Below are 13097 nucleotides of genomic sequence, written 5' to 3' on the forward strand. Positions count from 1 at the left end.
CGCCCGACACTCAATGATCAGCACTGAACTCAAAACCACGATCCAGGGCGCCTATTCGCGTTTTCTAGAGGCCAAGAGCCTCAAGCCGCGTTACGGCCAGCGCCTGATGATCGCTGAAATCGCCAAAGTCCTCGGGGATATCGACACCGACGACGAAGGCCGGCGCAGTGGCGACCCCGCGATTGTCGCGGTGGAAGCCGGCACCGGTACTGGCAAGACAGTTGCCTACAGCCTGGCCGCGATCCCGACCGCGAAACTGGCCGGCAAACGCCTGGTCATCGCCACCGCGACCGTGGCCCTGCAAGAGCAGATCGTCTACAAGGATTTGCCCGACCTGATGCGCAACAGCGGGCTGAACTTCAGCTTCGCGCTGGCCAAGGGCCGTGGCCGCTACATGTGCCTGTCCAAACTCGACATGCTCTTGCAGGAAGGCCACGCGCAAACCGCCACTGCCCAGCTGTTCGAAGAAGAAGGCTTCAAGATCGAGGTCGATGAGGCCAGTCAGAAGCTGTTCACCAGCATGATCGAGAAACTCGCGGGCAATAAGTGGGACGGCGACCGTGACAGCTGGCCGAATGCGCTGGAAGACGCCGATTGGGCGCGCCTGACCACCGATCACAGCCAGTGCACCAATCGTCATTGCCCGAACTTCGGCCAGTGCGCCTTCTACAAGGCCCGCGAAGGCATGGGCAAGGTCGACGTGATCGTCACCAACCACGACATGGTTTTGGCTGACCTGGCATTGGGCGGCGGCGCTGTGCTGCCGGATCCGCGCGACACCATTTACGTGTTCGACGAAGGCCACCACTTGCCAGATAAGGCGATCGGCCACTTTGCCCATTACACGCGCCTTCGCTCCACCGCCGACTGGCTGGAAACCACGGCGAAAAACCTGACCAAGCTGCTGGCCCAGCATCCGCTGCCGGGCGATCTTGGCAAGTTGATCGAGCAGGTGCCGGAGCTGGCGCGCGAGATCAAGGCCCAGCAGCAGTTCATGTTCAGCGCCTGTGAGCAGGTCGCCGATTTCAAACCCGGCGAAGACGTCGAAGGCCGTGAGCGGCCGCGTCATCGCTTCGTCGCCGGGGTGATTCCCGAACACATGCGCGAAATGGGCATCGAGCTGAAAAAAGGCTTTTCGCGCCTCAACGATCTGTTCACGCGCCTGACCGACCTGCTCAAGGAAGGCATGGACGGCGAGGTCAACATCGGCATTGCCAGCAATCAGGCCGAAGAGTGGTATCCGCTGTTCGGCAGCCTGTTGTCCCGCGCTTCGGGCAACTGGGAACTGTGGACGGCGTTCACCGCCGAAGACCCGGAAGACAGTCCGCCGATGGCACGCTGGCTGACGTTGGCCGAAAGCGGTTCGCTGTTCGACATTGAGGTCAATGCCAGCCCGATCCTCGCCGCCGAAACCCTGCGCCGCAGCCTGTGGAACGTGGCTTATGGCTGTCTGGTGACCTCGGCGACTCTGACCGCGCTGGGCACTTTCGACCGTTTCCGCATGCGCGCCGGTCTGCCGAAAAAAGCCGTCACCGCTGTGGTGCCGAGCCCGTTCCATCACGCCGATGCCGGTGTGTTGCGCGTGCCGGATCTGAAGGCGGACCCACGCGATGCCGCCGCACACACGGCAGCGATCATCCGTGAGTTGCCTGATCTGGTTGAAGGCTCGCGCGGCACCCTGGTGCTGTTCTCCTCGCGCAAACAGATGCAAGACGTGTTCGACGGTCTCGACCGCGACTGGCGCAAGCAAGTGTTCATTCAAGGCAACCTGTCGAAACAGGAAACCCTGAACAAGCACAAGGCGCGGGTCGATGGCGGTGATTCCAGTGTGCTGTTCGGTCTCGCCAGTTTCGCCGAGGGCGTCGACTTGCCGGGTGCCTACTGCGAACACGTGGTGATCGCCAAGATCCCGTTTTCGGTACCGGACGATCCGGTCGAAGCGGCGTTGTCGGAATGGATCGAGGCCCGTGGCGGTAATCCGTTCATGGAAATCTCCGTGCCCGATGCCTCGCTGAAACTGGTGCAGGCCTGCGGGCGTCTGCTGCGTACCGAAGAAGACCGCGGCACCATCACTTTGCTGGATCGGCGGCTGGTCACCCAGCGCTACGGCAAGGCGATCCTCAATGCGTTGCCTCCTTTCCGTCGTGAAATATCCTGAGACAACGGTGGGCAGTTTTGCCCACCGTGTTGTCTATCTCTCTGCCATCGCTTTTCCATTGGCCATTGTTGGTCGTTAGGGAGAACTCCGTTCTTATGATCCGCCGTTCGTTGCCTGCCGTATTCGCTTTGATCTTCGCCACGCCGCTGTTCGCAGCGCCTGCGGGTCAGCAGACCCTGTTCAACTTTGTGCGCCCCGCCGACGTGGTCAAAGTCGCGACCGAAAATGCCGATCTGCCGCAAGCCAACGCCGAACAGACACCGGAAGGTGAAGTGCTGCGCCGGGTGACGTTCAACCCGGTGGCGCGCCCGACCTTGCGCCTGACGCCGCAGACCGGCGCGTGGGACTGGTCGCAGTCGGGCATGATGACCTTGCGTTTGCAGAGCGCAATGGACTGGGCTGTGACGGTCTACGTGCAGATCCAGAGCAATGACGGTCGCACACTGCTCAGCCGCGTCGACCTGCCGGCCGGTCCTGCGCAGACGTTGCTGGTGCCGCTGGTGGCGTCCGCACCGCTTGGCCAAGGCATGAAGGCCGGGCCGCCAATGCCAATGACGGTCGATGGTCAACGGATCCTGCTGGCCAGCAGCAGCGGCGAGATCGATCGCAGCCAAGTGGTCTCGGTGAGCCTGTCGATGGATCAGCCGAAGGTCGCTCAGAGCTTGCTGCTCGAGCGTTTCGGCGTGCAGGACGGTGAATCGGTCACCCAAGCGGTGTACGGCAATCTGGTCGACGCTTACGGGCAATCGACCCGCAGCAAGTGGCCGGAAAAAGTCGCCAATGACGAACAGCTGAAATCCGCCGCCGCCAAGGAACAGCAACAGCTGAAAACCTGGCTGGCCGAGCGCGAAAAGTCCTCGCTGGACAAGTTCGGTGGCTGGAACAAAGGCCCGGCCTTCAAGGCCAGCGGTTTCTTCCGTACTGAAAAGCGCGATGGCCGCTGGTATCTGGTCACGCCTGAAGGGCATCCGTTTTACTCGTTGGGCGTGAATACCGTCAGCCCGCAGGTCAACCAGACCTACGTGGCCGGTCGTGAGTACATGTTTGAATCCTTGCCTAAACCTGAAGATCCGTTGGCCAAGCACTTTGGCGAGGGTGACAACCGTGGCGGCAATGGTGTTGATCAGGGCCGGGGTTATGGCAACGGGCGCTGGTACGACTTCTACGGCGCCAACCTGCAGCGCGTGTACGGTGAGCCGTGCAAAGCCGACAGTGAGAGCAAATCCGGGGTAGCGGAAGCGGCGAAGTCTGCCGCCGCTGAAACGGCCGCAGTGAAAGCCGCAGAGCCTGTCTCTGTGCCTGCGGAGCCGAAGTCCGGTGTCGCTGAAGCCGCCAAGACCGAAACGGTACAAGCAACCACAGAGAACGCTGCCGAGCCGTGCAAGGCCACCATCGATGAGCAACAGTGGGCGAGCCACACGCTCGATCGCCTGCAAGCCTGGGGCTTCAACACGGTCGGCAACTGGAGTGCCGATTCGCTGACTGAAGCCGAGCGTGTGCCGTACACCTTGCCGCTGTCGATCGTCGGCGACTACACCAGCATCAGCACCGGCAGCGACTGGTGGGGCGGCATGCCCGATCCGTTCGATCCGCGTTTCGCCATGGCCACCGAGCGCGCCGTCGCCATCGCCGCCCGCGATCACCGTGACGATCCGTGGCTGATCGGCTATTACGCCGACAACGAACTGGCCTGGGCTGGTCCCGGTGATGATCCGAAATCCCGTTACGCGCTGGCCTATGGCACGTTGAAAATGACCACCGACGTGCCGGCCAAGCGTGCGTTCCTCAAGCAATTGCGCGACAAGTACCGCAATCAGGCCGGGCTGTCGAAAGCGTGGGGCATTGATCTGCCCGCGTGGGAATTGATGGAAGATCCGGGTTTTGTACCGCCGCTGCCGAACCCGGAGCACCCGGAAATCGAGGCTGACTTCAAATACTTCCAGAAGGTTTTCGCCGATACCTACTTCAAAACCATTTCCGACTCGCTGAAATGGCACGCGCCGAACCAGTTGCTGCTTGGCGGCCGTTTCGCCATCAGTACGCCGGAAGCCGTGGCGTCCTGCGCGCAGTATTGCGATGTGCTGAGCTTCAATATGTACACGCTCAAACCGCAGGATGGTTATGACTTTGCTGCGTTGGGGGCTTTGGATAAACCGGTAATGATCACCGAATTCAACTTTGGCTCAGCGGATCGTGGCCCGTTCTGGGGCGGCGTCACGCAAGTGGCCAAGGAAGAAGATCGCGGCCCGGCGTACGCCAACTTTCTCAAGCAGGCCTTGAGCGAACCGTCGATTGTCGGCGTGCATTGGTTCCAGTATCTCGATCAACCGGTGACCGGGCGTTTGCTCGATGGTGAGAACGGTCATTTCGGTCTGGTCGGGGTGACGGATCTGCCGTATCAGGGCTTTGTCGAATCGGTGCGCAAGAGCAACTTGCAGGCGATTGATCAGCTTGGCAAAGAGGCTGAGAAAGCGGCCGCGGCGGCGGGTCATGAGGCTGAGGGCAGCAGGAAAGGCGAGGCCGGCAAAGGGCCGGGGGCAGGGCATGCCGGTGGGCATTCGGGGAATGGTCATTAACGCGTGACGCTTTAAAAAGATCGCAGCCTGCGGCAGCTCCTACTGAGAAACGCAATCCATGTAGGAGCTGCCGCAGGCTGCGATCTTTTGACTTGGCTTTTAACCGTCTGGCCCGCAGCTGTTCCCAAATCCCTCAAGGGCTGGAACAATGCGGGCCACTTTGTAGAGCGTTTTCGCGGGGGAGTTGCGGGTGCAGATTCAGGGACATTACGAGCTTCAATTCGAAGCGGTGCGCGAAGCTTTCGCCGCACTGTTCGACGATCCCCAGGAACGCGGCGCAGCCCTGTGCATCAAGGTCGGTGGAGAAACCGTCCTCGACCTCTGGTCCGGTACTGCCGACAAGGATGGCGCCGAAGCCTGGCACAGCGACACCATCGCCAACCTGTTCTCCTGCACCAAGACCTTTACCGCCGTCACCGCCCTGCAACTGGTCGGTGAAGGCAAGCTGCAACTGGATGTTCCGGTCGCCCGCTACTGGCCGGAATTCGCCGCCGCCGGCAAAGAATCCGTGACCCTGCGCCAATTGCTTTGCCACCAGGCCGGTCTGCCAGCTCTGCGTCAATTGCTCGCGCCGGAAGCGCTGTATGACTGGCAAACCATGGTCGATGCCCTTGCAGCCGAAGCGCCATGGTGGACGCCGGGTACCGGTCACGGTTATGCCGCGATCACTTACGGCTGGTTGATCGGTGAATTGTTGCGCCGCGCCGACGGTCGTGGGCCGGGCGAATCCATCGTCGCCCGTGTCGCCAAACCTTTGGGTCTGGATTTTCACGTCGGTCTGGCTGACGAGGAATTCCATCGCGTGGCGCATATCGCGCGCGGCAAGGGCAACGCTGGCGATGCCGCCGCGCAACGTCTGCTGCAGGTGACCATGCGCGAGCCCACCGCGATGACTACCCGCGCTTTTACCAACCCACCTTCAGTGCTCACCAGCACCAACAAACCGGAATGGCGGCGCATGCAGCAACCGGCGGCCAATGGCCACGGCAATGCGCGCAGTCTGGCCGGTTTCTACGCGGGCCTGCTCGACGGCAGTCTGCTCGAAAGCGACATGCTTGAAGAGCTGACCCGCGAACACAGCCTCGGTGAAGACAAGACACTGTTGACCCAGACCCGTTTCGGTCTGGGCTGCATGCTCGATCAACCGGACGTGCCCAACGCCACTTATGGCCTCGGCCCCAAGGCGTTTGGTCATCCGGGCGCGGGCGGCTCCATCGGTTTCGCTGATCCTGAGCATGATGTCGCCTTCGGTTTTGTGACAAATACCCTTGGGCCGTACGTCTTGATGGATCCGCGCGCGCAGAAGCTCGCGCGGGTGCTTGCCACTTGTCTGTAAAGTTGCATCCGAGGTCCCAGGGTCGGAACCTCAAGCGGTTTTTCGTTTCAAAACGGCTGTTTATCCGGGCGAAAGTGCTCTGATTTTTCATTACTTCATTTTGTGGATTTTCAATGTCATCTAAAAAGACCCTCGCCCTGGCCCTGTGTGTAGCGATCACCGGTTGTGCACAGACCCCGAAAAACGATTCGGACGGCGGCAGTTGGTGGCCGTTCGGTTCGTCCGACAAAGTTGCGGCCAAGGAGCCAGCACCGGCTCCAGCCCCTCTGAAACCTGCGGCCACTGCACCCGTGGCCAAGACTGAAAGCAGCAGCCCGTGGTACTGGCCGTTCGGTTCCGATGATGAAGCCGTCAAAGCGGACATGAAGGCTGAGGTTGCCCCGGAAGCGAAAAAGCCAGTAGCCGTTGCCAAAGCTGACGCCGACGCGGGTGGCAAATGGTGGTGGCCGTTTGGCGGCAAGGATCAACCCACGACCAAAGCCGTGCCGATGCCGGATCCTAAAGTGACCCAGGCCTGGCTCGACGATTACGAGCCGCGTCTGCGTGAAGCGGTCAAGGACAGCAACCTGCAACTCGAACGCCGTGAAAACGTGCTGGTCGTGACGGCACCGGTCGAAGGTTCGTTCAACCCGGATCGTCCAGCCATGCTGCTGCCGGTCACCCTCGGCCCGTTCACCCGAGTGGCGAAAATCCTTGAAGCCGACCCGAAAACTGCCGTGCTGGTCCTTGGCCACAGCGATTCCAGCGGTGCCGCGCCTGCCAACATCAAACTGAGCCAGGAACGTGCCCAGTCCATTGCGGCGATCTTCCGTCTCAGCGGCTTGCAGCGTGATCGCCTGATGCTGCGCGGCATGGGTTCCGAAGCGCCGCGTGCGGCCAACGACAGCGTTGAGGGTCGTGCCCTGAACCGTCGCGTTGAGCTGCTGGTGACCCCGCAGAACACCATGGTTGCCCTGCTGAGCAAGTACAACATGCCGGCACCGAAGCCAGTGACCATGGTTGCTGCGCAGGACGCCAAGCCCGCCGCCAAACCGGTAACCCCGGCTCCTGCGGCGAAAAAAGCTGCTGTTCCGGCAACCAAAAAGGCTCCGGCCAAGAAAGCCGCTGCCAAGGCTCCAGCGAAAAAAGCTCCAGCCAAGGCTCCAGCGAAAAAAACTGCACCAGCCAAAGCCGCCGCAACCGACAAGAAAGTCGCCGCGACCGATGCCACCAAAAAGTGATCCGCTAACGAAAAGGAATGCGCCATGACCCAGGCTCTGGCAGATATGCGTCGTGATTACACCCGGGATGGTCTGACCGAGGCGCAAGCCCCGGCCGAGCCGTTTGGGTTGTTCCACCAGTGGTTCGCTGACGCGGTGAAAACCGAACAGGCACCGGTGGAAGCCAACGCCATGACCCTGGCCACGGTCGACAAGGATGGGCGACCGCACTGTCGCATTCTGCTGCTCAAGGGCCTGGACGAGCAGGGTTTCACCTTCTTCACCAACTACGACAGCGCCAAGGGCCAGCACCTGGCGGCCAACCCGTTCGCCGCCATGACCTTCTTCTGGCCGACCCTGGAGCGTCAGGTGCGCATCGAAGGGCGGGTGGTGAAAGTCACGCCCGCGGAGTCGGATGCGTATTATCAGGTGCGGCCACTGGGCAGCCGTCTCGGTGCCTGGGCATCACCGCAGAGCCGGGTGATCAACGGGCGCGGTGAACTGGAAGATTTGCTCAAGGCTACCGAGCAGCGCTTCTCCGATACTCAGCCCGACTGCCCGGAACACTGGGGCGGTTACCGCTTGCTGCCCGAGCGCATCGAATTCTGGCAGGGCCGTCCGAGCCGTCTGCACGATCGCCTCAACTACCGTGTGCAGGGCGCCGACTGGATTCTTGAACGTCTGGCACCCTGAGCAGTCTACCGAGCGGGATAGCCTGCCGCGGCGGCCTCCAGCCACTTCGGCAGATCCCGGCGCTTGATCTTCTGCGCCTGAGCGCGAGCCAGCTGTTCGAGCATAAAGGCACGTTTGCCCTCGTCCTTGCCGGCCAATGACAGCGCCAGGTCGCGATCCATCCAGCGTTTGATCCGCACGTACAACCACCCATGGAAGTACAAACCGGCGGCCGTGGTGACGACGATGATGAAGTAATCCATGAAAATCCTTGGTGTCGGTGGCGCAGATTTGGCAATTTGGCGCTACTGTAGGGGCTATGTCAGGGAAAGCGTGCAGGCGTCTGTACCGCGCCTGAATGAAAGCCAATTTATCCGGGCTGCGTCGTGACAGGCGTCAAGCCACGGAGTTTAATGACTATATGTTTCTTTGGAGTTGATGCTATGCGTAAGTCTGTTCTGCTGGTTGCTTCCTTTTCCACGATGGCGATGTTGCTTACCGGCTGCCAATCGAGCCTGACCGGTGACTCCTACTCCCGTGACGAAGCGCGTCGTGTGCAGACGATTCGCATGGGCACCATCGAATCCCTGCGCCCGGTGAAAATCGAAGGCACCAAAACCCCGATCGGCGGCCTCGCTGGTGCAGCGGTCGGCGGCGTCGGCGGCAGCGCCATCGGCGGCGGCAAGGGCAGCATCGTTGCCGCGGTTATCGGTGCGGTGGCGGGCGGTCTGATCGGTTCGGCAACCGAAGAAGGTCTGACCCGTACCCAGGGTGTGGAAATCACCGTGCGTGAAGACGACGGCAGCATGCGTGCCTATGTGCAGCAGGTTCAGGAGAATGAAGTGTTCCGCGTTGGCGAGCGCGTGCGCATCTCCACCGTTGGCGGGACCAGCCGCGTTTCGCACTAAGCGGGATGCAGGGTAAAGAAAACCCCGATCAGGTGACTGGTCGGGGTTTTTTGTTGGTTGCTTACCAATGGTCGCGGTAGACGAAAGCGACCTGAAAGTCGAAAGAAGATAAATCAATGGTTTGTCTAAAATGGGGTTGCAGGATATTGACCCATTGCGAGGGCACATCGAATCCTCCGTTGTTCACATTATTTTCGATTGGTATTCCAAGTGATTCGATAATTGAACCGTCATCACCGAAGTCTTTCGATAATTCTTCTCCTTCGCCCAGTTCAGTTTTCTTGTCATACCATTCAAGCCTGGCTCTTAATCCCATAGATCCCTCATAGATATTTCTTAATGCTGCGTTTCTTCTTTTTTGGCGGATCTAACTGCTTACCGGTTTTGTGGTCGAACGATCCCAAGTGAGTGCCATCACTTGCCCGGTACGTCTCAAGTTCTCCATGTAGAAAATCCCATTCATATATTGTTCTGCCTTTCGCATCCGTCCAGCGATCTCGGAGACCACCCGCGTATGGGGTTTTCTTTTTTGCTCTTCTCAAACCGGGAAATGCAGTGATATCGCTTGTTTCGGGAGCAGGATGGTAGGTATGTCCAGCTTCGGCGGTACCGTGGCGTCGAACATTTAGAACAATATAAACCGGCCGAACCCCGGAGTTCGGGGGAAACACCAGAATAAAATCCCGGTACTCCGGCGGATAAACCGGATTCACCAGAATTCCATCCGCCGCTTTCGTCGGCGGATAAACCCAGATGTGCGGTGCCTGCGGTGCAGCCTCCAGCGCGGGAATACCGAGGATGTCCGAGCCATCCACAGCAGGCGTCCAGATCAGTTCTACACCTTCGCCCAAGTCAGCAATGAACTGGCTGTCACGCAACTTGAACTGCACGACATCAACCATTTCCCAATCGCGATTCTTGCCGGTGTAGAAACCGTAGCCCTTCAGGCTGCCGTCGGCCTGCTGTTCGACCCTCAACCGAACACGCGTTCGCGCCTGTGCAAGTCCACGCAGTTGTTCGTCGGTATAGAGCGCACTGTCGCCAAGATTCGATGGCATGAACAACGCAACCAAACCAACCAAAGGCGCAACAGCCGCGCTTGATACAGCAGCGGGCAGTGCTTCAAACACCGATCCCGCCAGAGCCAGACTGCCAAATCCAACTGGAATAGCAGTTGCACCGATTTTCTTGAGAAGAACTGCGCCGCTTTCATCGGCTTCACGCGCGCCCAGCAGGATCAGGTCGCCGTAATCCTTCAGGCTGTCGGTCGGCACCATCCCCGCAGGACTGGAGTAATCGATGATCGCATCCGGCAATTTGCAGGACTTGGCGAAGACGCAGCCAGCCCGAACGGGCTCTGTCTTCTTAACCGCCACCTCACGGCTGCGCTCGAAAGCCTCCTGCCGCGCCAGCATGGCGTCGTAAGCGTTTTGTCTGGCGTCGCGCTCGGCCAGTTCAGTGGCCGTCATGTAGCGGTAGGTGACGTGATGCCCGTCGCCTTGCGGTGGGTTTTGAACCCGGGGAATGTCCTTGTTGCCAGCCACTGATCGTCCTTTCGCTCATCCATCGACAGCCCTTCGCAAAGGGCTGCGCAACGTTAACGAAGCAGGAAAATGGTGGCTGTAGGACGCGTCGCTAAAGACGTGGGGATTTGTCGCTGTGGTATCAGAAGGGCGAGGGGACAATCCCCTCGCCGCAGGTTTTCTATGCGTTGGGCAATGCTGTATTCCGGCGACTCGCCGCCGCCGTCACCGCATAACCAATCAACGCCGCCAGAATCGACCCGGTCAAAATCCCCATCCGGTCCATGCCTGCGTAATCACTCACGCCCGGTTCAAACGCCAGCGAGCCGACAAACAGGCTCATGGTGAAGCCAATGCCGCACAAGATCGCCACGCCCAGCACCTGACCCCAGTTGGCGCCTTGCGGCAGCGCGGCGATTCCGGTTTTGACCGCGAGCCAGGTCAGGCCGAACACGCCGACGGTCTTGCCCAGCAGCAGGCCGACCGCGATGCCCATCGGCACGTGATGAGTGAAGCTTTCCATGGTGACGCCGCTCAGCGACAGGCCGGCGTTGGCGAAGGCGAACAGCGGCAGAATGCCGTAGGCCACCCACGGGTGCAGCGCATGTTCGAGGGTCAGCAGTGGCGACGGCTCGGCGTTTTTCGTGCGCAATGGAATGCAGAAGGCCAGGGTTACGCCCGCCAGCGTGGCGTGGACACCGCTCTTGAGGACGCAGACCCAGAGGATCAAACCGATGATCATGTACGGCCCGAGTTTGACCACCCCGAGCCGGTTCATCGCCACCAGCGCTGCAATGCACGCTGCCGCCAGACCCAGCGACAGGGTCGACAGTTCGCCGGAGTAGAAGATCGCAATGATCACGATGGCGCCGAGGTCATCGATGATTGCCAGGGTCATCAGGAACAGCTTCAGCGATACCGGCACGCGCTTGCCGAGCAGGGCCAGCACGCCGAGGGCGAAAGCGATGTCGGTCGCGGTCGGGATCGCCCAGCCGTCGAGGGCTGCCGGATTGTCGCGGTTGAGGAACCAGTAGATCAGCGCCGGCACCAGCATGCCGCCGATCGCTGCGGCGCCGGGCAGGACAATCTGCGACGGTTTCGACAGCTGACCGTCGAGGACTTCGCGCTTCACTTCCAGGCCGATGAGCAGGAAGAACATCGCCATCAGACCGTCGTTGATCCACAGCAGCAGGGGTTTAGCGATTTTCAACGCACCGATCTGCGCCACCACCGGGGTGTCGAGCAGGCCGGTGTACAGCCACGACAATGGCGAGTTGTTGATAATCAGGGCCAGGATGGCTGCGGCGATCAATAACAGACCGCTGGCAGCTTCCAACTGAAAGAAACGCGTGAAAGTGCTACGCAGAGGCAAGGTCGCTCTCCATCGAATCGTCAAAAAGGTGGGACACCCTAACCCGTACTGTTAGTTGTTAAAACAAAAGTTATATTCTTTTTTGTTATATGGCGTTACAAGGTGTCTGGCTCAAGCCACGCTGAGCCTAGCAGTTGTCTGACATATTGAGACTCAGCTGTATCTGTGCGCGCTATGGGATTTTTCCTAAGCTGATGAGTGAGCCTTTTGTACACATTCATCTCCTGCCCGATTCAACGAGAACCCTCACCATGAGCGACAACCGACAGTGGGCCCGCGAAGCCATCCGCATCATCGAAGCGGATTTTCAGCGCAGCGCCGACACCCACCTGATTCCTTTGCCGCTGCCGGGTTTTGCGGGCATCGAGTTGTATTTCAAGGATGAATCCAGCCATCCGACCGGCAGCCTCAAACATCGCCTGGCCCGTTCGTTGTTCCTCTATGCGTTGTGTAACGGCTGGCTCAAGCCCGGCGCGCCGGTCATTGAGGCATCCAGCGGTTCGACGGCGATTTCCGAGGCGTATTTTGCGCGGATGCTCGGTTTGCCGTTCATTGCGGTGATGCCGGCGACCACGTCCAAAGAGAAGATCGCCCAGATCGCGTTCTACGGTGGCCAAAGCCATCTGGTGAAAGATCCTACGCAGATCTACGCCGAATCCGAGCGTTTGGCCCGCGAGCATGGCGGCCATTTCATCGACCAGTTCACCTACGCCGAGCGCGCGACCGACTGGCGGGCTAACAACAACATCGCCGAATCGATCTTCCAGCAGATGCGCTATGAGAAACATCCGGAACCGAGCTGGCTGATTTCCAGCCCCGGCACCGGCGGCACCACCGCGACGCTGGGTCGTTACGTGCGCTATCGCCAGCATTGCACCCGCGTGCTGTGCGCGGATGCCGAGCGTTCGGTGTTCTTTGATTACTACCAGACCGGCGACGCCGATTTGCGCCTCGATTGCGGTTCGCGCATTGAAGGCATTGGCCGGCCACGCGTTGAGGCCTCGTTTCTGCCCAAGGTGATCGATGCGATGGTCAAGGTGCCTGACGCCTTGTCGCTGGCGGCCATGCATTATCTGGCGCAGCGTCTGGGACGGCATGTTGGCGGGTCGAGCGGGACCAATCTGATCGGCGCCTTGATGGCGGCGCAGCAGATGAAAGCGGCGGGGGAGTCGGGATCGATCGTGGCGATTTTGTGCGATGGTGGCGAGCGGTATGCCGACACCTATTACGATCAGAATTGGCTGAAGGCGCAGGGGTATGAATTGAATGGGTTGATCGAAGCGGTGGCGGCGAGTGCCGAGCGCGGTGAGCTGTTACCGACCTCAGTCCTGCGCGCCAATATCTGAAGAAACA

The 13097-nt window shown here is 60.2% G+C and carries 11 protein-coding genes; 7 read left to right on the forward strand and 4 right to left on the reverse strand.

The annotated features are described in order from the left end of the window. The first annotated feature begins 13 nt into the window (after window positions 1-13). From dinG to pdxH, 5 genes are all read left to right on the forward strand, one after another. Window positions 14-2158: an ATP-dependent DNA helicase DinG gene (dinG, locus tag CCX46_RS06420; RefSeq protein WP_038358136.1), complete on the forward strand. Its 2145-nt coding sequence runs from the start codon at window positions 14-16 to the stop codon at window positions 2156-2158. A 95-nt stretch (window positions 2159-2253) separates the two neighbouring features. Beyond that, window positions 2254-4734 carry a beta-galactosidase gene (locus CCX46_RS06425; protein WP_127926098.1) on the forward strand — a complete coding sequence of 827 codons (2481 nt, stop codon included), beginning with the start codon at window positions 2254-2256 and terminating at the stop codon, window positions 4732-4734. Window positions 4735-4924: 190 nt separating this feature from the next. Next, window positions 4925-6070 (forward strand): serine hydrolase domain-containing protein, encoded by a 1146-nt coding sequence (locus CCX46_RS06430; RefSeq protein WP_127926099.1) that lies wholly within the window; start codon window positions 4925-4927, stop codon window positions 6068-6070. 113 nt (window positions 6071-6183) lie between these two features. Continuing rightward, window positions 6184-7290 (forward strand): OmpA family protein, encoded by a 1107-nt coding sequence (locus tag CCX46_RS06435; protein WP_127926100.1) that lies wholly within the window; start codon window positions 6184-6186, stop codon window positions 7288-7290. Between the two features lie 24 nt (window positions 7291-7314). Further along, window positions 7315-7962 carry a pyridoxamine 5'-phosphate oxidase gene (pdxH, locus tag CCX46_RS06440; RefSeq protein WP_127926101.1) on the forward strand — a complete coding sequence of 216 codons (648 nt, stop codon included), beginning with the start codon at window positions 7315-7317 and terminating at the stop codon, window positions 7960-7962. Window positions 7963-7967: 5 nt separating this feature from the next. On the opposite strand, the gene CCX46_RS06445 is transcribed toward pdxH, so the two are convergent. Next, window positions 7968-8204: a hypothetical protein gene (locus tag CCX46_RS06445; protein WP_127926102.1), complete on the reverse strand. Its 237-nt coding sequence runs from the start codon at window positions 8202-8204 to the stop codon at window positions 7968-7970. A 180-nt stretch (window positions 8205-8384) separates the two neighbouring features. Here CCX46_RS06445 and CCX46_RS06450 point away from each other — a divergent pair, with 180 nt between their 5' ends. Next, window positions 8385-8849 carry a glycine zipper 2TM domain-containing protein gene (locus CCX46_RS06450; protein ID WP_007918566.1) on the forward strand — a complete coding sequence of 155 codons (465 nt, stop codon included), beginning with the start codon at window positions 8385-8387 and terminating at the stop codon, window positions 8847-8849. A gap of 61 nt (window positions 8850-8910) precedes the next feature. Here the strand turns inward: CCX46_RS06450 and CCX46_RS06455 are convergent, their stop codons facing one another. From CCX46_RS06455 to nhaA, 3 genes are all read right to left on the reverse strand, one after another. Continuing rightward, window positions 8911-9165, reverse strand: coding sequence for a colicin E3-like toxin immunity protein (locus tag CCX46_RS06455; RefSeq protein ID WP_127926103.1), 255 nt, complete (start codon window positions 9163-9165; stop codon window positions 8911-8913). Window positions 9166-9172: 7 nt separating this feature from the next. Continuing rightward, window positions 9173-10393, reverse strand: a complete 1221-nt coding sequence (locus CCX46_RS06460) for an S-type pyocin domain-containing protein (protein WP_127926104.1) — start codon at window positions 10391-10393, stop codon at window positions 9173-9175. Between the two features lie 160 nt (window positions 10394-10553). After that, complete coding sequence (gene nhaA, locus CCX46_RS06465) at window positions 10554-11744, reverse strand: Na+/H+ antiporter NhaA (RefSeq protein ID WP_127926105.1); 1191 nt, start codon at window positions 11742-11744, stop codon at window positions 10554-10556. A gap of 251 nt (window positions 11745-11995) precedes the next feature. Between nhaA and CCX46_RS06470 the strand changes: the two genes are divergently transcribed. Beyond that, window positions 11996-13090 carry a PLP-dependent cysteine synthase family protein gene (locus CCX46_RS06470; protein WP_127926106.1) on the forward strand — a complete coding sequence of 365 codons (1095 nt, stop codon included), beginning with the start codon at window positions 11996-11998 and terminating at the stop codon, window positions 13088-13090. Window positions 13091-13097: the final 7 nt, after the last annotated feature.

The organism is Pseudomonas sp. RU47 (assembly GCF_004011755.1).
GTDB lineage: Bacteria > Pseudomonadota > Gammaproteobacteria > Pseudomonadales > Pseudomonadaceae > Aquipseudomonas.